Below are 19059 nucleotides of genomic sequence, written 5' to 3'. Positions count from 1 at the left end.
CAACAATAATCCAGTTGCCAACATCACCATTATAAAGCCCATCATATATTGATACAAGGGCAGCAAAAAATCCGTGTGCGTTTTTGAGTTATTGCAGCCTAAGTAGCATAAATAGATAAGCAGTAAACTCCATACTATATAGGATGAATATTGAATTGTAATACTGAAATCATCCATAAATTTTACTATAAATAAATATTTTGCAAAAAAGATAAAAACATTGCTTGTTATAAAGACAGGCAATATGCTTTTATAGATTATTGTTTTCATGATTCCTAAATATTAAGGCCATTAACAATGTTTCATCAATTAGTCCACATTCCTTGAAAGCCGTTAAATAAAACAGCCTGAAGTACTTTAAGAGCTAGGAGTATAATGCAAAATAACAGCGCGAGCAAAGTAAAGCCACTTATGTTAAGATAGACTGAAGTAAGAAATTTAAATTCATCTAAAGATTTTAAATATGGGTAGGCTCTAAGGCTCGAATAAGCTAGTACAGCATAAGAAACAGCAAGGATTATGTACTGAGACACTTTGCTAATAACATTAAAACTATAGTTGAAGTAAAATAAATTTGCAAAGAATAGCAGACAACTAGATATTGCTATAATTGGAAAAATACAGATGTAGAAGAGACGTAATAAGAGAGGTATTTTCATTTGTCGCTAAATAGATGCCTATTTAAACCAGCACCTTAATTATAAAATTGTTTGTCATCTATCAATAGCCAATTTAAAGCATACCTTCCTGTGTAGATGAGGCTTAAAATGAAAAGGCAGCAATAAAAAACATAAAACAACTTGTCTGTATTTGTTTTTTCATAAGTCATGCCTTTATAACACGCTAATGCAATTAGTGTAAACCAAATTAATAGGATTACATAAGATAAAGACCTACTTAAAGGAAGGGTTATGTGAGCTACAATCTCAAACAATAGTTCTTCGCCTAGAAATTGCAGTATAATTGCTATTAAGACAATAGCGTGTAATTTATTATTCATTTTAATATTATTATCTGAGCTGACCTTAAGCTTGAATGATGAAAATGGATGAATTTCAATATTTTGATCTAGTGCGGAAGCCAGCGTCGGGTATAGCATTGGATAAGGCGAAATATCGGCTGATGTGTCGTCGTTCTTGATATCTAGTAATTGTAACTCATCTATATTCGGTAAGCCTTCATTTAGTAAGTCCTCCATTGGAGCGCCAGGCATTAATATAGGCAAGCAAAAGTATTGAAAGTACTTTGAGGTGCAAAGTTTATTTCGTTAGCTTTGCCTCATCGCTTAGGTGTGAAGGAGAAGGATGGCTGTTGTTGCTCATAGAGCAGTTGCTTCCTCTTATCCATAGCAACAACTGCGAGCACCAAGCATCACCCTGCATGAAATCCACGACAGCCAACTTGCTCTGGTCCCCTACCCGCCTGCCCATTACTAAATCCAGAGTCCTCGGTGTATTTATCTGCCTCTCCGCTCTGGCTAGGCATATACCGCATCTGCCTAAGTTTGCATCAGACCGAAGCAGAGATGCTTTTGTAGACGCCACCGATCGCGTGTGCGGGTGGATAGGCCTCTGGATGGTACCCACCTTTGTGTTCTATACTCGCCGCCTTGAGCACAGTACCCCTGTGGCCGACGTACTTATGTAGGGATGTGGTGGCTATACGGCTCTTTGCTACTCTTTATGCTTCTACTCTATCAGATGATACCCTCTGACCAACTAGGTACCGATCCTTTCTGGTGCTAAATGTTTTTCACCATGAAACGAGCCGTTGTGAGCGTTCTGGTGCTGTGCTTGGTTGTCCTTACCGGGTATGGCGTGGTGGTACATGGGCTGTCTTACCGGATTTTGGGCTATCGCCCCAAACTGCAGTCGTTGGACCCGCAGCACTTGGCGGCCATCCAGACCCGCTTTCAACTGGCTGGTAGAGAGGCAGCAACACCCGCTACCCTCCGTCAGTTCGCCGTCGCCGAGACCGCTCGCAAACTGACCTTTGCCTAGAAGTATAATGCGTTGTCGGACCCCAATAAAATACTTGACAGTCAGCAAGCGCACTGTAAAATGTATTCATATGTGGTCGCGACAACCTATAATCAATTGGCCAAGCAACGAAACTGGCCGGCCACCTGCCGGGTCGCCTACGGGCACATCTACCTGTATGGGGTGAACCTCCATCAGTTTGTCGGGGGCGCCTTCTTCCAAGATCACGATTTCTGCGTTTTCACCGAGGAGCAGGGAACGTATGCCGCCGATGCCGTTCTGTACGATTATTTCTTAGTGAAGCGCATTCGACTGCGGGAACAGTAGGGAAGCGTAACGTCTACGACATCTTAAGGAGAAGCATTAGCACGTAATAGCACGGAGCAGAAGAGCTCGACCATGGCATGATTCTTTCGGTGGCGGGCTTAGTGGTCTAATTTGCTATCCTCAACTGCTTGCTGCGCTCTGTACACCGTTAAAATCGCATGATGTGGTAGGTGGTCAGGGGTAGCGCTTGCCACTACCCTCTCATTCAGATACTGCTGTGCAGTATCCAACATTACTATTCATGCTTGCTCTGCTGCTGCTGGATGAAGGCTCCGCCATCACCAATACCGTGTTTCTGCTGAAAGCAATCCCGGTAGTATTTCTGTATGTCGTCGCCTTGTTGCTGATCTTGCCACAAGGGCGCTTCGCTGAATGGCGGCCCCTCGGCTTTCTCTGCTCTTGCGTGCTGGCTACGATTGGGATTCGCATTTGGCCTACGCACTACTCTTATCAGCAATACAATACCCCTGTCTTGATTGCAGCCGGTCTTTTGTTTCTTCCTTTACTGCTCGTTAGCATCGTCTATCTGGCCTCGCGTGAAACGCCCAAGCAGAAGCTAGTGGTCAGTGGGGTGCCGTTAACTTCCGAGGACGAAACGGAATTGCAGGCGCGGCTTACGGATCGGCGAATGGCAGTTGAAGTGCTTGAAACGGCCACGACCGACACTACCAAACACCTGCTGTTTCAAGATCATAGGCCGGCTGCGTACAAGTCCGGTGCTGTGTTGAGTCAGGTGCTGGCCCCCGTGTACGCCCAGCTCCGACCCTTGATCGCCTATGTACAGAGCCAGCAGCGGATCGAAACGATTGGCTTGGAGATGACGCTGGTGGAGGAACAAGGCTGGCAGTTGCGCCTCTATTTGGTGGCTCCTATTCAGCAACTGAATGGACTGCTCGAGCAGGTGGATGCTATTCCACGCAAGCAGTTGCGCGCCGGGCGGGTGGACAGCGTAGTCCGGATTGACTACCGAGAAGGCCACCCATTGAACATTATGGATACTAGCAGTGATTATTAGGCGTGCATCCCAGTATTGACTATCAGACACCCTATCCTGCTCACCAACAGCTTCTTCGACTTAACGCCCTAAACTGTCCAGCGTAACTGGACCACCTCAGTGCGGATGCAGACCGTTTAGAATTAGAACCAGCCAGTTGCAAAGCCGCTGGAACAACCCTGCTACGTCAGGGAGCTTACGACAGAAGTGTGTTTGTACTATTGCAATATATTTGACTTTTGTTTATATTTATAATGCGACTTTGTTTTAATCCGGCTGTAAGGATGGTTCTAGCAAACAAAAGGCCCTGGTTCAAACCAGGGCTTTTTGTTTTTATGGCGTCAGAATAGATGGGCTGTACAGAGTAGAGACTTTGTATTACCACTAGCCTCATCTGATTAGTATAGATTTCGAGTAGACTATCATAGCAGTTACAACACCGGCTCATACTTGGACTATCTCAGTCTCACGAAGTCAGGGCAACGTCACTTATTGGCACACTGATTTGGTGGACGACATTGATAGAACTATTTCCCCGCTTTATCCCCCATATGGAGGACATAAAACGCACCAGCATTTTGTCTATGAAAACGCTCCAATAATCGGATAGACAACACACTGTGTGCCGTCTGAAAAAGGTTGGCCAGTGTCTGATCCAGTCGCCTCTACTCCAGCACCACCGATGACGCGGAGCGTGGAGAGCCAACAAGACTACTATCTGCGTCCACTGTTAGCCTACTCGTCAGGCCAAAAAGCAAAACCTAACTTTATACGAATTTTATATTCATAATAATCTATATTAATCGTATATTATGTATGCCGTGGTTCCTCAGAGGGATACTGACCGGTTGTGGACCGCTCGCCGAAAGGGCTAGGGAATAGAATAAAGGGGCGCCTACTACCTTTTCAAGACCAGCAAGAAACCGGGCTTTTGACCTTCGGCGTCGGTCCCAGCGACTGACCATTACGGGCTTACAGTAGCCGACGACTGACCCCGGGCACGTTACCCGGGTCCTATTGGGAATGACACCAGCCGCTGCTGGTTATGAGGTGGTGGGCTTCCCTTATTCCTGCGCCTTTCCAGACGAAGAACTTCGCCCAGCCGGGGCGTGCTGCCCCTGTGGGGAGAGTAGAGGCCCCGGCGCTGACAGCCTTTGAGCGTCTGCTTTATCCCCGTTGGCAGCCCGGAGTCCGGTAGGGCGGCGGCAAGGATTACTGGTAGTGGCCGGCGTGTTTTCGGCTGTCTTGCGCTTGAAAGGGTTACGGCTCCCCAAGGGCTTTCTCGACGGCGGGGTAACGGGTCTCTATCTCGTGGTTGAGTAGCCCGGTAAGCGGCGGGTATTGGCCGCTGCTGCTGCTTCCGGTACCCTTTCTCGTCTTACGCTATTGCCCTCTCGGCCGACCGTTCGCGCTACAACCGCTGGTGGCCATTTTGACCCTGGCGAGCGGCATCTCTTCCTTCTCTTATCCCCTTGCATGATGGCAAACTTTCTCCCCTCTTGGGGCCGCCTGCTGCTGCTGCTGGCCTTCCCTCTCGCTGCCCGGGCCCAGAACGGCGTGGGCATCGGCACCACCGCTCCTGATGCCTCGGCGGCCCTCGATATCGTCTCGTCGGCCAAGGGAGCGCTGCTGCCGCGCCTGAGCGCGGCCCAGCGCACGGCCATCGCCAGCCCGGCCACGGGCCTGCTCGTGTTCCAGACCGATGGGCCGGCCGGGTTCTACTTCAACCGGGGCACCCCCGCGGTCCCGGACTGGCAGCCAATGGGTGCCGGCGGCGACAACCTGGGCAACCATACCGCCACCCAAGCCCTGCACTTGCAAGGCAATGCCCTGACCGGCACGGGAGCCAGCATTGGCACGGCCGTGGGCCTGGGCGTGCGCGCCGATGGCGGCCTGAATCTAGGCCAGAACACCATCGGCAACAACCTCTACCTGGGCTTCCAAGCCGGGCAAGCCAACACCACAGGCATCGGCAACGTGTTTAGTGGCTATCAAAGCGGCGAAAACAACACGACGGGCTACAACAACGTATTCAGCGGCTATCAAAGTGGCCGCAGCAACACGGAGGGCAACTTCAACGTGTTCAGCGGCGCCTACAGCGGCTATAACAACACCACCGGCAACTTCAACGTGTTCAGCGGCAACAGCAGCGGCATCAGCAACACCACCGGTACCGGCAACGTGTTCAGCGGCGACCGGGCCGGGCAGGCCAACACGACGGGCAGCCTCAACGTGTTCAGTGGCTTTCAAAGTGGCTTCGAGAACACGACAGGCAGCGGCAGCGTGTTTAGTGGCTACCAAAGCGGTAGAAGCAACACCACGGGCTACAATAACGTATTCAGCGGCAGTTTAAGCGGCTACAGCAACACGACGGGCAGCGGCAACGTGTTCAGCGGCTATGAAAGCGGCTTCAGCAACACGACGGGCAGCTTCAACGTGTTCAGCGGACAGGGAAGCGGCGTCAACAACACTACAGGCAGCGCCAACGTGTTCAGTGGCTACCAAAGCAGCCTCAACAACACCACCGGTAGCAACAACGTGTTCAGTGGCTACCAAAGCGGCTTCGAGAACACGACGGGCAGCTTCAACGTGTTCAGCGGCTATCAAAGCGGCCGCAGCAACACGACGGGCAGCAGCAACGTGTTCAGTGGCATCAACAGCGGCCTCGAAAACACCACAGGCAGCTTCAACGTGTTCAGCGGACAGGGAAGCGGCTTCAGCAACACCACAGGCGGCGGCAACGTGTTCAGCGGCACAGGCAGCGGCGGCCGCAACACGACGGGCAACGGCAACGTGTTCAGCGGCACCAACAGCGGCGCAAACAACACGACGGGCAGCGCCAACGTGTTCAGTGGCATCAACAGCGGCTACAACACCACCGCAGGCAGCGACAACGTGTTCAGCGGCATCAACAGCGGCTTCAACAACACCACAGGCAGCGGCAACATCGCCCTGGGCTATAGTGCCGGCCCCACCTCCGGCGCGCTGACCAACGCCACGGCCCTGGGCTACCAAGCCAAGGTGAGCCAGAGCAATTCCCTCGTGCTGGGCGGCACCGGGGCTTTCGCCGTGCGCGTGGGCATTGGGACGGAAGCGCCGGGCTACCTGCTCGATGTGGCGGGCGATATCCGGGTGAACTCAATCGTCTACACGTCCGATGCCCGCTTCAAGCAGCAGGTGCGCCCGCTGGGCGGCGCGCTGGCCGCCGTGCTGCAGCTGCGCGGGGTGCGCTACACCTGGAACACCCTGGGCGTGGCGCACGGCGGCACGGCCGGCACCGAGCAGGTAGGCCTGCTGGCGCAAGAGGTCGAAAAGATCTACCCCGAACTGGTGAGTACCGATACGGAAGGCTACAAAGCCATCAACTACGCCCAGCTCACGCCCGTGCTCATCGAGGCCCTCAAAGAATTGGCGGCCCAGAATGCCGCGTTGCAAACGCGCACCGCTACGGCTGAAGCCAAAGCGGCCACGGCCGAAGCCAAAGCGACCCAGGCCACGGCCACCACCGCCGCCTTTGAGGCGCGGCTGCGGGCCTTGGAAGCCGGCAGCGGGCAGGCCCGGCGCTAACCGCCACGGTGCTATCGCTGCTTTTGCCTTCTTTCCTCCGCCTGCTTAACTCCGCCTGGTTATGAAACTCCTCTTTACTCTGGTCCTCGCGCTGCCCGCCTTCCCCGGCTTAACCCAAACCTTGACTAATGCGGGGGCCACCCTCACAGTAGAAGCCGACGCCACGCTCTACGTGGCGGGAGGCGTGCTCAACCAGGCTGGCAGCACCCTGATCAACGCCGGCACGCTGCACCTCGCGGGCGACCTAACCAACGCGGGTACCCTCACCTCACCAGGCCTGCTGCTGTTCGCGGGCACCAGCACCCAAGTCTTCCGCCCCGGCACGGCTGCCGTGACAGCTATCACCCTCCACAACACGGGCGCGGCGGGCGCCAACCGGTTGCTGATCACCGAGGACCTAGTGATCACCTCCTTGCTCACCTTAACCCGGGGTCTGGTGCGCACGCAGGAGGCGGAGACGGGTGCCCCGCTGGCCACGCTACGCCTGCCCGACGGGGCGCGGGTCATGGGCGAAGGGCCCGGCCAGTACGTGCAGGGCCGCCTGGCCGTGACGCGCAGCAGCGGCAGCGTCGCTACGGGGGCGGTCGACTTTACCAATGGGCTGGTGCTTGATTCGAACGGGCAGAATTTAGGCCCTGTCACGGTCACGCGCACGGCGGGCCTGCAAGCCGCGGGGGTGAGCTACGGCCCCACCGTGGGCGGCACCAGGAGCATCGACCGACTCTGGCAGGTGGCGGCCCGCCAGCCGCCCAGGGCCCCGGTCTCCGTAAGCGTGAGTTGGATCAGCGATGATGATAATGGCCTCGACTTCACTATGCCTGCGCAGCTCTGGCGGGCCGCCCAAGCCAGCGGCCCCTGGACCCGGCAAGGCGCCCCAATTAGTAGCAGCGTGCGCCGCCTCACGGCCGACGTGACGCAACTCGGGGTGCTGACGGTCCGCAATACGAGCGCCTCGCGGCCCCTGACGCCAGAGAGCCGTTCCGTGGGCTTTACCGCGCAGCTCTACCCCAATCCGGTGCGCGGCAGGGAAGTGCCAACCTTGCTGGTGCACACCGCCAATGCCGGGCCCCTCAGCTGGCAGCTGACCGATGCGCTCGGACGCACGCTGAGGAGCCAGAGCGCCCCGCAGCCCCCGGGACCAGTACAGTGCCTCTCGGTCCCGCCAACAGCTTACCACCCGGCGTCTACCTAGTACGAGTACAACAAGGGTCCCATCACCAGGTACTCAAGTTGATACGGGAATAATCGTCAGCTTCCCATAGCAGAGGATCACCACCGCAATCTGGAGAAACTGCTCGGTTGAAGCCGCTACAAACTACGTTTGGTCAAGGGCAGGTTTCGGTCCTTCCTGCTTCGTATCGACCATGGTGAAAGATAAGCAAGCATAGCCCTAACATTAGCCCCGATAAGGGGCCCTTATCACAACGATAGAGCAATGCTTTGCGCCCCTTCCTGTGTGCTGCTTGCAAGCACTAATCGAGCAAAGCCTTCCCAAGCGCTACTCTTTCGGGGCAACGGACTATCCTGCAAGGGCCTCTGAGCTATTTGGATAATACATTTAAGCGCCCGTTCCAACATCCTTAAGATCTGAGGCTTAAGGGGTTAGTCACTGAAGTGCTCTACTCTGACGTTATCATATAATTAATCCTTGTTTTTATTGCTCGGTTCACCGGACCTTACACCGGCAATCCGACTCGTTCCGGCCCTGGACCAGAGCAATTCACAGGCTGGTTGCGCATTGTTCTCTGTCGCCCCACCGGCAGTTTATCCTTTTTCTATTTCATCCTATGAAACAAACTGTTACCCGATTGCTGCCCTGGGCCGCAAGCTGGCTCCTAGGTGTGTCCAGCACCCAGGCGCAGGTCGGCCCGGCTCAACTGCCGCTGACCCGCTCGCCTTTCCCGGCCACCCTGGCCCTCCCCGCCGGAGCACGTCCCCTCCAGCAAGCGCTGCCGGGCGGCCCCCCACAACGGACCCGCTGTCGTTGGCCAAGCGCTTAGCACCGCCAACCGCCGCCCCGAAACGCTTACACGAACCGGCGGCCACCCCGAGTGCGGCCCTGGGGACTACGGCCCGTACCAGCGCTTCGGTCAGCGAGGCGTGGGCGGCCCGCTACGCCGGGACAGGCGACAGCTACGACGGCGCTGCTGACGTCGCCATTGATGCGAATGGTAGCGTGTACGTCACGGGCTTCTCGCTCGGCAGTAGTAGCGGCTATGACTATGTCACCGTCAAGTACAATGCCAATGGCTTTCAACTCTGGGAGGTGCGCTACAACGGGCCGGCCAACAGCGACGATGTGCCCACCAGCCTGGCCGTGGATGGTGCGGGCAACGTGTACGTAACCGGCTCGTCGGTCGGCACTGGCACCCGCTACGATTACGCGACGGTCAAGTATTCGCCGGATGGCCAGCAACGGTGGGTGGCTCGCTACAGTGGTCCGGCCAACAACGAGGACTTAGCGGCCAGTCTGGCCGTGGATGCGGCCGGCAACGTCGCCGTCACCGGGGCTTCCTACAACGGCTTGGGCAGCAGTTACGACTATCTGACGGTCAAGTACACAACCACGGGCCAGCAGTTGTGGGAGGCGCGCTATAACGGACCGGCCAGTAGTGACGACCTGCCCACCACCTTGGCTTTAGATGGCGCGGGTAACGTGTACGTGACCGGCACGAGCTACAGCAGCAGCCAGAGCGACTATGCCACCCTCAAGTACGACGCCAGCAGTGGGCAACTACAATGGCAAGCCTTCTACAACGGGCCCGGCAACAACTACGACCTGGTGCGGGAGTTGGCCGTCGATGCCACGGGGCGCGTCGCCGTGACGGGGCTCAGCTTCAATGGCAGCAGCTACGACTACGCCACGGCGTCTTATTCGGGAGCGGGGCAGCCGCAGTGGTCGGCCGTCCACAACGGCGCTGGCAACGGCTACGACGAAGCGACCGGGGTAGCCCTGGACGGGACGGGGAACGTACTGGTAACGGGCTACGCCGAGACGAGTGGCGGCAACTGGGACTACACCACCTTCAAGTATGCCGCCGCGGACGGGCAGCCCGTCTGGGAGGCGCGCTACAACGGGCCCGACGGGGGCTATGACGAGGCCAAGGACGTGGCCGTGGATGCGAACGGCGATGTGCTGGTCACCGGCCGTTCCTTCACCGGCCTCGGCCTGAGTGAGTACGCGACGGTCAAGTATGCGGCCAGCAGCGGGCAGCAACTGTGGGCCGCTCGCGCGCAGGGGGTAGGCAGCGGCGATCAGCAAGCGACGGGCATCGCCGTGAATGCCGCCGGCACCGTGGCCGTCACCGGCACGGCCACGCGCAGCACGACCAATTCCAACTATGCCACCCTTACCTACGCCGCCAGCGGGCAAACGCGTTGGCGCGCCGAGGGCCCCGAAATCACCAATGTTCGCAGCGAGGCGTCCGACATGGCCGTGGATGCGGCCGGCAACGTGTTCGTCACCGGCATGGTCTACGGGGGCAGCACCGCCCGCTGGGAGGTGCTGACGGTCAAGTACGCCGCCAATGGGCAACTCGACTGGCAAGCGCGCTACCCCGCCGAGGTCGTCACCGGTCGGCTGCCGCATATCGCCGTGGATGCGGCGGGCAACGTGGCCGTCGCGGGTACGATCTACAGCTCCCCTTTGTCGGACTGTCTGATTCTCAAATACGAGGGGGCGACGGGCCGGCAGCAGTGGGCCAGAACGTACAATGGGCCCGGTAATGGGGGGATGGCGTCGCCGATGTGGCGGTGGACGCGACCGGTAACGTGGTCGTGACGGGCAACTCGGCCGGCTTCAACAGTGGCAGTGACTTTGTGACGCTCAAGTACGCGGCCAGTGGCCAGCAACTCTGGGTGGCCCGCTACTTCTTGGTCGGCGACGAGGAAGATCTGCCGGCAGCCGTCGCCCTGGATGCGGCCGGCAATGTGTATGTGACCGGCTACGGGGACAGCGATGACTCGTTCGTGATCAACTACGACTACGTGACGCTCAAGTACGCGGCCGGTGGCCAGCAACTCTGGGTGGCCCGCTACCGGGGCACGGGGGCCCGCGACAGTCAAGACCAAGCGCGCGACCTGGCCGTGGATGCGTTCGGCAATGTAGCCGTGACCGGCGTTTCGGCCAATAGCACGGGCGCCAGTGCGTTTGCCACCGTCAAATATAATGGCACCAGTGGCGAGCAACTGTGGGCCACCCGCTTCGAGGGGTATGGTCCCCGCACCCAGCAGCACGGGGCCACGGGCATCGCCACGGATGCTGCCGGCGACGTGGTGGTCACGGGCGTGTTCAGCAACAGCGATGGCCAGACCGATTACGCGACGCTCAAATATGCCGGCGCCAGTGGCCAACAGCGTTGGCTCGTGCGCTATGATGGGCCGACTAGCGGCAATGACCAGGCCACGGAGGTGGTGCTTGATGCCGCTGGTGACGTGTACGTGAGCGGTTCTTCCATCGGCGGTCCCAGTGCCAGTCCTAACGCACTGTTCAACACGGATTATGCGACGCTCAAGTACGCGGGCAGCAGTGGAGAGCAACAGTGGGTCGCGCGCTATAAAGGCCCGGCCAACGGCTATGACCAGGTCACGGCCCTCGCCGTGGATGCCCTCGGCCAAGTGCTGGTAACGGGACGCTCGGAAAGCGGCCTTGGTTCCAGCCAGCAATTTGCGACCGTTGCGTACACGCAAGCCTCCCAAGCGACGGCGAAGGTCTTGAGTGCAACAACCCAGCCAACAGCGTCTGCTTCGCCAGCAAGCGGGCAGCAGTTGGCCGTGTATCCAAACCCCGCAACGGGCCCCACCACCATTCGCTTCCGGCCCGTGCTCGATGGGCCCGCGCAGGTGCTTGTCTACAATCAACTGGGCCAGCAGGTAGCCACCTTGTACGACGGGCCCGTGCGGCAAGGGCATTCCTACGAGTTGTCGTTGCGTAGCGAACAGTTACCAGCGGGTTTGTACACCTGTTCGCTGCTCGTTAGCGGCCAGCGCGAATCAGTGCGCCTCGTCGTGACCCATTAAGCTCTGACCGGTCTTAAATCTACAAAAAGCGTCTTCCACCATGGTGGAAGACGCTTTTTTTCGGGTCTCTTATGACAGGAGGTAGTTAGGTAGTGGACCAGCAGGCGGCAGGGTAAACAGCTTGGCTCTTTTCTAAACGTCCCTAGTAAGGTGCCTATAGCAACTGTGTATAGTCATGATAAGGGCCCCTTATCAGGCGTAGAAAAATGTCGATCACTGAAGCAGTGCGGCCTTTTACCCTCTTACAGGAGGCGGGGCTCGAAAGAGGGGCGCGTCAACCCGTCCTGATTATCCGCCCACCATCGCCCGCTACACCTACTGCTCCGTCTGGCCGGAGGCACGCTGTTGGCTCCGGTGGTGATCCGGTCAATTCGCTGCAAACCGCGTTTTTGTCTGGCCTCTTGCGGCTCCGGAGCTTTTGGGCGCGGTAACCGAATGAAAAAAGGAGTATCTCCTTCGCCAACCGGAGCAAAAAGGGAGTATCCCCAGTCGCTATCCGGACAAAAAAGGGAGTATCTCCAGGGATTTTCGACCTAAAAGCTGCTGTTTTTCTCTTGCGAAAGCGAACAAAATACTAGAAGCCAAGCATTTATCGCATTTTCGCCGGTTGTGTAGCACCCTCAAAGCCGCCCTGCTACAACCTTTCGCCCCTTGACCTGCTCCTTGTGCTGTCTGCTTCTCGCAGTAGGCGCTTGCCAGTGTCAGTAGGAGAAATTCCGACTTTTTGCCTCCTTCACGACCGACGGGAAGGCCGACGCCGACGTGCCCTCCTCTCGGTTCCTATTCCCTAACTCTCCCCTCTACATCCCTTCCATGCCGCACTTGCGCCGCGCTAGCCGCCTAATCGCCTTGCTCTTTTGCGTTAGCTGTAAGTCATTCGACCCTGGTCTGTTAAACCCTACCGCGGTCACCCTTAGCCCGAAGCTGCCGGCCCTGGAGAACCACGTTCGGGATGAGCTGGACGAGGTCACGGTGGTGATCGGGCCCGATGGCGATGGGAGTGTAGTAGCCACTCGTTCCCGCGATGTGGCTACCTTATTTGAGCGCGAGACGAGGGAAGCCCTCACGGCGCCGTACGGCGATAAGAAAGGCTTCTTAGAACTCAAGGTCACGCCCCTCACGACCCGTGGTTCTGCGTGGCTGCTGGTGTCCGGGCTGACGCTGTTCATTCCCAACGCCGTGGGCATGCCCCTCTCGGCGTGGAGAACCACGGTTTCCACCCAACTCGATGTGCTCGATAGCCAGCGGCGACTCGTGGCCACCTACCGTGCCGAGGGCGAAGCCAAGGCCGTGTGGGGTCTGTTTAGCGCCACCAACTATGCCGAACCGGGCCGGGTCGTGTACCTGCAGGCGGTACGGCAGTGCCTCGAGCAGATCAAAACGAAAATGCAACCGGATCTAGCGCGTTTGCAGAGCCAGTTACAATAACGTACAGCCTGCTATGTTACAAGCTAAAATCTGTGCAATCGCCTTTGTTGAAGGTCGCTACACCAGGTAGTGGCTCCCTTCCGGCGCTGGATAATTTTTTCCATTCCTAATGCGACGGCCCAGCCCATCAGACAAGACAGAGCAGGAATCAGCAGATTTCTAGTGATGCTTCTCCGTAGTGCGTTAGGCTAAATGGCCTTGCAAGGACTTGCTCCGGCTTACCGGGTGCGCCGAAAAAACTTACCCTGCAAAGCGCTGCGCAGCCCGGCCGGTAGCGGTTGGCCTTGTTCGTAGGCCTGGATCAGGGCCTTTTCTTTCTGGCGGCTGAACCTAGATTTGAGGCTAACGGCGGGAATCACCGTCACGGCTCCCACGATGCCCGCAGCGACGACAAAGCCTGTATTATCCTCTGCGGGCGCGGGCTGGTTGGTCAAGCTATAGCCGGCGCCCACAACAGACGAGAAGGCCGACGTTGCCGCATAGAGGATACCGATCGTCGTAAGGGCCGTCGCCCCACCGGCCATAACCCAAGTACCCGTTCGGCGGCGCGCCTTAAAGAGGTGGTGGATCGCCTGGATGCTGTCCTCGCGGTTTGGGACCAAGGCCAGCACCGGGCGGGCAGTCCGGGCGGTAGCGTCGGGCGCGGTTTGGGCGTGCAGGGGCAAGGCGAGCAGACCACTCAAGAGCCCACCGACCAGAAGCAGAGGATAGCGCATCGGAGCAAGAGGTAGTTGTTTTAGATACAATGATGAAATAGCTAGACTAATTGCCAGTTGCAACTGGTGTAGCCCACACTCTAGTGCACTGTAAGTGGGAGAGAAAGGCGTAGTGATCGGTTCGGTGGAGTGTCTTTGGGATTACGCCGCCAGGAGAATATTCTGGTTGAAGCGAAAGAAATTGGTGGGGTCACACTTCTTGTTGACGGCCCGGAGCCGTTCGTAATTTGGCCCGAACGCCGCTTAATGCTGCCAGGACGTCAATTACAGCGTTTCATGGGCCGCCGCCCGGCCCGCCACGCGCCCCGAGAAAAGACACCCACCCAGGAAGGTGCCTTCCAGGGCCCGGTATCCGTGCATGCCGCCGCCGCCAAACCCTGTTACTTCGCCCGCCGCGTACAGGCCCGGCACGGGCTGCCCCTCCGGGCCCAGCACCCGGCCGGAAAGGTCGGTTTCCAGGCCGCCTAGCGTTTTGCGAGTGAGTATGTGCAGCCGGACCGCAATCAGGGGTCCCTTGGTTGGGTCGAGCAGCTTGTGGGGTTTGGCCGTCCGAATCAGCTTGTCGCCGATGTAGCCGCGGGCGCCGCGAATAGCCGTTATCTGGCCGTCCTTGCTGATGGGGTTGTCGAGCTGCTGGTCGCGGGCCCGTACTTCCCGCTCTAGCGCTCCAAAGTCAAGCAGCGGCTGGGCGGTTAAGGCATTCATGCCGTGCACCAATTCGGCCAGGGTGTTGCGCACCACGAAATCGGTGCCGTGCTGCTTGAAGGCTTCCACGGGGGCCGGGGCGCCTTTACCGAACGCGCGGCCCACACTTTGGCGCCAGCTTTTGTTGGTCCAGTCCGGGTTTTGCTCGGAGCCGGAAAGGGCAAATTCGTGGCGGATAATTTTCTGCGTCAAAACAAACCAGCTGTAGTCGTAGCCAGTCTGCCGCAGGTGCTGCAAGGTGCCCAGCGAATCGAAACCCGGGTACAACGGACCGGGCAGGCGGTTGCCGCACGCGTCCAGCCACAGCGAAGACGGGCCCGGCAAAACGCGAATGCCGTGCTGGGGCCAAATGGAATTCCAGTTTTCCAGCCCTTCGGGATAGTGCCACATCCGGTCCTGGTTGATGAGGTGTCCTCCCGCCGCTTCACTGATTCCCAGCATCAGCCCGTCGACGTGGTCGGGTACTCCCGAGAGCAGGCGCTCGGGCGGTGGGCCCAGGCGGGCGGGCCAGTGCTGGCGCACCAGCGCGTGGTTGCCCCCCATGCCCCCGGCCGTCACGATGACGGCTTGGGCCCGCAGCGTGAAGTCGCTTACGGCGCGCCGGGAGCTTTTCGCGCCGCGGGGCACCGAGCTAGGCTCCAGAACCTGCCCCTGAACGCCGTCTACTACGCCGTTGGTAGCGGTTAGTTCGGTAACTCGGTGGCGAAACTTGAAGGTGATCAGGCCGCGCTGCGCTGCTGCGCGGACACGCTGCGCAAACGGGGCCATCACGGCGGGCCCGGTGCCCCAGGTCAGGTGAAACCGGGGTACCGAGTTGCCGGGCCCCAAAGCTCCGTAACCGCCGCGCTCGGCCCACCCCACGATGGGGAAGAATCGCACCCCCATCCGGTGCAGCCATGCGCGTTTCTCACCGGCCGCAAACGCCACGTACGCTTCGGCCCAGCGGCGAGGCCAGACATCTTCCGGGCGGTCAAACGCGGCCGTGCTCAGCCAATCCTGCAGCGCCAACTCGTAGGAGTCCCGAATGCCAAGGCGCCGCTGCTCGGGGGTGTCAACCAAAAACAGCCCGCCTAACGACCAGAAAGCTTGCCCACCAAGACTTTGCTCGGGTTCCTGGTCCAGCAGCAACACCCGTTTGCCAGCCTCCGCCAGTTCGGTAGCGGCCACCAAGCCGGCTAACCCAGCCCCAATAATAAGAACGTCTGCCTCGGTGCGCATAGCATTGCTGGATAGGTTTTTACGATTGTTCGGCGCGCTGTTGCAGGGTAAAAAGGCAGTGCTTATTTCACCTCGAACAGCAAGCCCACGTACACGAGCCGGCCGTAGCTTGGGGAGCCGTACACCTGGTAATTGGTGGAGTTAAACAGGTTGGTGCCACCAGCCTGGAAGGTGGTGTGCAGGCTAGGTAGCGAGTAGCCTAACTGCGCATCCACTACTTGCGCCCGGGGCAGCGTGCCGGTGGCAAACGTGGACTCGTAGAGGAAGCGCTCCACCCAGCGGTAATTGAGGGTGTAGCTGAGCTTGCGCGCCAGCGCTTGTCCGCTGGCCCCCAGGTTGAACTTGTGCTTGGGCGTGTTGAAAAACGACTGCGTGCCGGGCTTGAAAGTAGTGGTCAGCAGCTCGTTGTAGCTGTAGTTGCCGCTCAGGACCAGGCTCGGGAGAAGGTGTAGTTTACGCTTAGGCCGGCGCCATTGGTGCGCACCTGCTGGTCGACGTTGGCGGCAATCTGGATTACCCGGGTTGGGTTAGCGGGGCTCTGGAAGCGGCTGGGAGCCGCAGCGGCAATCTGCTGGGCGGTGGGCCGGGTGCCGTCCACGTTGCTAATAGAGTTCTGGATGGCAATGAAGTTGTCGTAGACGCTGTAGAAGTAATCCACGTCCAGGAACAGCTGCGGGGTGAGTTGGGCGCGGTAGCCCACTTCGGCGCTGTTCACTTCTTCGAGTTTCAGCGGGTTGGCTTGGTACTCGTAGGTGGCCAGGTCGGCAGCGCGGGTGGGGGCCAGAATCCCGGGCAATTGGGTGGCCAGGGTAGTGGTATAGCCCCGATACCCATTCTCGACGTTGCCTAGCAAGATGGCCCGCCCCACGTCGAGGCGGATGTACTGGTTGTCTTGCGCAGGCGCCCGCAGCGCGCGGCTAAAGCTGGCGCGCAGGTTGTGCTGCTTTTCCGGGCCTGCCGAATACACCGCCGAAAAGCGGGGCGAGAAGGCCGTGCCGAAGTTCTTGAACCGGTCGACGCGGGTGGCGGCAGCCAGTTGCAGGCGCTCGTTCACCAAGCCCTTGCTGGCCCGGGCGTAGGCCCCGTACTCGTAGTTTTCGATTCGGTCGCCCTCCCGCGAGTCCTGAAATAAGCTGCCATCCGAGCCCAGCAAATACTGGCGGTAGGAGCCGCCCACCACCACATCCACCACGTCGGATTTGAAGTTATACTGCGCGCTGCCGTCGTTGAGCAGCGAGCGGATGATGAGCCGCGCGCCCACGCCCGGTGTGGGATCATGGATGATTTGGTCGCGGGCGGCCGCGAATTCCGGGGTGCCGGGTTGCAGCAGCGGCGCGTTGGTGTTGGCGGCAGTACGAGCCGTCAGGGCAGCCGCATCGGCATTGCCCCCGTTGGCGGCGAAGGCCTGGTTGTATACCGAGGCGTAGGTGCCGAAGTAGCGCTCGGCGTAGCTGCCGGGACGGGAGTTGCCCCCGCCGATGGGCACGTTGAAGCCCGGGGCCAGCTGGGTTTGCAGGAAAGCCCCCAGGAAGCCCAGGTTGTAGGAACCGTCGGTTTGGGGGTCGCGTCCACCGGAAAAGTCGCGGGTGGTAAAGGCGCGCACAAACCAGTTGCGGCCTTCCAATAGCACTTTGGCTTGCTGCACGCCGCTGTTCTCGAACCGGTAGCGCGCTCCGGCCTGGTAGGTGCTGCTGGTGATGTTGTATTTGTAGCCTACCGTAGCCTTCACCCGGTCGGTGAGCAGCACCGACAAGCTGGGGGCCACTTTCAGCGAGTAAGTTTTGTTGTCGCCGCCAATCAGGTCGGCCTCGGAGTAGCCGGGCAGAAATACTGTTTTGCCGGCCAGGGCCCCGCCAGTGGCCGTGAACGTGTTGCCGATGTCGCCGTAGCGGCTCACGGCGTCGTAGCCCAGGTTGGAGCCAACTGGGTTGTTGGCGGGCTCAATCAGCTGAGATGTAGCATCTTGGTTGTTGGCCGTGAAATCGTGGGCCTGAATGTAGCCGCCCGCTATTTTAAAAGCCACCCGCTCGCCGAGTTTCACGGCGTAGCGCAGTTGGCCATCGAGCAGGTGGCGGTTGCCGGCCCGCAGCCGCACGCTCAACCCCGGGTCGCGAAATGGGTCGCGGGAGTTGGTGAGCAGCACCCCGTTAAAGGCATTGGCGCCGTAGAGCGCCGAGGCCGGGCCGTGTACAATTTCCACGCTGGCCACGTCCAGCACCGGAATGCCGAGCAGGTTGCCGAAGTTGCTACTCAAACTGGGCGCGGCCGTGTCTACGTAATCGGCCAGTTGAATAACCCGGTCGGCGCGCGAGGAGTTGAAGCCGCGAGTACTGAAGCTGGTGGTGAGCATGCTGGAGCTGCTGATGTCGATGGACTTAAACCGCCCCAGGCCCGCCACCAAATCGGGCGAGGTGAGTTGCTGCACCTGCCGCTGATCGAGCTTCTCCACTGTCACCGGCACCTGCCCAATCGCCTCCTCCACCCGAGACGCGGCCACCACCACTTGGTCGAGCATGGTGCTGGGCTTGAGCACGATGGGGGCCGCTGCGCTAAACGAAGCCAGCGGTAGCTCCTGGCTTTCGTAGCCCACCAATGACACGACCAGCACCGAGGGAGCATTACCGGGCTTGGCGTCCCGGAGTTCAAAACGGCCGTCTTCATCCGTGCTCCCCCCGATGTAGGTGCCTTTCAAAAAGACCGTGACCCCGGGTAATGCTTGCCCGGCTTCGTTCTGCACCCGGCCGCTCAGGGTTTGCTGCTGCGCCCAGGCGCCCACCGACAAGAGGAGAAAGGTGAAAACCAGGGCGTAAAAGGTAGAGTTTGAGTTCATAACCTGGAATTGAGAAATGGATCACAAGCATGCGGCAGGCCCGAGGGGCCGTTGCACCGGTCCCTAGCTGGGCAAGTGACCGACACTATTGTGCCCATTAACTCCCGCTTCGCCACTAGCGGGAGTGGCGAGTCAGGACGAGGGCTGTGTCAGTTCCGTGGTTCAAAGGCAGTTCTGTTGGGCAACGCGGCAGGCAAGCGCTCATCACTTAGTTAGGTGGGGCCAGGTGAGTACTACACGAAAGGTATAAGCACAAATACTCACACCCTAAGCGAT

General features: G+C 58.7%; 14 protein-coding genes and 1 pseudogene. 9 read left to right on the top strand and 6 right to left on the bottom strand.

The annotated features are described in order from the left end of the window. Nucleotides 1–694 precede the first annotated feature (694 nt). Nucleotides 695–1225 (bottom strand): hypothetical protein, encoded by a 531-nt coding sequence (locus MUN86_RS26395; protein WP_245126785.1) that lies wholly within the window; start codon nt 1223–1225, stop codon nt 695–697. Nucleotides 1226–1757: 532 nt separating this feature from the next. On the opposite strand from MUN86_RS26395, the gene MUN86_RS26390 reads away from it, so the two are divergent. The 9 genes from MUN86_RS26390 to MUN86_RS26350 all read left to right on the top strand — a co-directional run bounded on the left by MUN86_RS26390 (nt 1758) and on the right by MUN86_RS26350 (nt 13314). Continuing rightward, on the top strand, nt 1758–2000 hold the full coding sequence (locus tag MUN86_RS26390) for a hypothetical protein (protein WP_245126784.1): 243 nt from the start codon (nt 1758–1760) through the stop codon (nt 1998–2000). Nucleotides 2001–2096: 96 nt separating this feature from the next. Then, the gene (locus MUN86_RS26385) at nt 2097–2306 is read left to right on the top strand and encodes a hypothetical protein (protein ID WP_245126783.1); all 210 of its coding nucleotides are present in this window, start codon (nt 2097–2099) and stop codon (nt 2304–2306) included. A 241-nt stretch (nt 2307–2547) separates the two neighbouring features. Continuing rightward, nucleotides 2548–3321: a hypothetical protein gene (locus tag MUN86_RS26380; protein WP_245126782.1), complete on the top strand. Its 774-nt coding sequence runs from the start codon at nt 2548–2550 to the stop codon at nt 3319–3321. 1155 nt (nt 3322–4476) lie between these two features. Continuing rightward, complete coding sequence (locus MUN86_RS26375) at nt 4477–4623, top strand: hypothetical protein (protein ID WP_245126781.1); 147 nt, start codon at nt 4477–4479, stop codon at nt 4621–4623. Nucleotides 4624–4776: 153 nt separating this feature from the next. Beyond that, entirely contained in the window at nt 4777–6867 is a 2091-nt protein-coding gene (locus tag MUN86_RS26370; RefSeq protein ID WP_245126780.1) for a phage tail-like protein, read from the top strand. Nucleotides 6868–6928: 61 nt separating this feature from the next. Then, entirely contained in the window at nt 6929–8059 is a 1131-nt protein-coding gene (locus MUN86_RS26365; protein WP_245126779.1) for a hypothetical protein, read from the top strand. A 792-nt stretch (nt 8060–8851) separates the two neighbouring features. Then, nucleotides 8852–10648 carry an SBBP repeat-containing protein gene (locus MUN86_RS26360; RefSeq protein ID WP_245126778.1) on the top strand — a complete coding sequence of 599 codons (1797 nt, stop codon included), beginning with the start codon at nt 8852–8854 and terminating at the stop codon, nt 10646–10648. Further along, nucleotides 10615–11886 carry a T9SS type A sorting domain-containing protein gene (locus MUN86_RS26355; RefSeq protein ID WP_245126777.1) on the top strand — a complete coding sequence of 424 codons (1272 nt, stop codon included), beginning with the start codon at nt 10615–10617 and terminating at the stop codon, nt 11884–11886. Before MUN86_RS26360 ends, MUN86_RS26355 begins: the two co-directional genes overlap by 34 nt. A gap of 813 nt (nt 11887–12699) precedes the next feature. Continuing rightward, entirely contained in the window at nt 12700–13314 is a 615-nt protein-coding gene (locus MUN86_RS26350; protein ID WP_245126776.1) for a hypothetical protein, read from the top strand. A 218-nt stretch (nt 13315–13532) separates the two neighbouring features. Here MUN86_RS26350 and MUN86_RS26345 read toward each other — a convergent pair whose 3' ends face one another. The 5 genes and pseudogenes from MUN86_RS26345 to MUN86_RS26325 form a co-directional block, all read right to left on the bottom strand. Next, entirely contained in the window at nt 13533–14030 is a 498-nt protein-coding gene (locus MUN86_RS26345) for a hypothetical protein (RefSeq protein WP_245126775.1), read from the bottom strand. A gap of 141 nt (nt 14031–14171) precedes the next feature. After that, a pseudogene (locus MUN86_RS26340) lies at nt 14172–14258 on the bottom strand (BBE domain-containing protein); the annotation flags it as partial. 36 nt (nt 14259–14294) lie between these two features. Continuing rightward, nucleotides 14295–15953 (bottom strand): FAD-binding dehydrogenase, encoded by a 1659-nt coding sequence (locus MUN86_RS26335; protein ID WP_245126774.1) that lies wholly within the window; start codon nt 15951–15953, stop codon nt 14295–14297. A gap of 62 nt (nt 15954–16015) precedes the next feature. Then, nucleotides 16016–16228: a hypothetical protein gene (locus MUN86_RS32525; protein ID WP_375379517.1), complete on the bottom strand. Its 213-nt coding sequence runs from the start codon at nt 16226–16228 to the stop codon at nt 16016–16018. Between the two features lie 149 nt (nt 16229–16377). After that, nucleotides 16378–18783 (bottom strand): TonB-dependent receptor, encoded by a 2406-nt coding sequence (locus MUN86_RS26325; protein ID WP_245126773.1) that lies wholly within the window; start codon nt 18781–18783, stop codon nt 16378–16380. Nucleotides 18784–19059 lie beyond the last annotated feature (276 nt).

This window comes from Hymenobacter volaticus, from assembly GCF_022921055.1.
Classification (GTDB): domain Bacteria; phylum Bacteroidota; class Bacteroidia; order Cytophagales; family Hymenobacteraceae; genus Hymenobacter; species Hymenobacter volaticus.
Note: the sequence above shows the minus strand (reverse complement) of the source record. Positions and strands in the feature narration are given on the sequence as shown.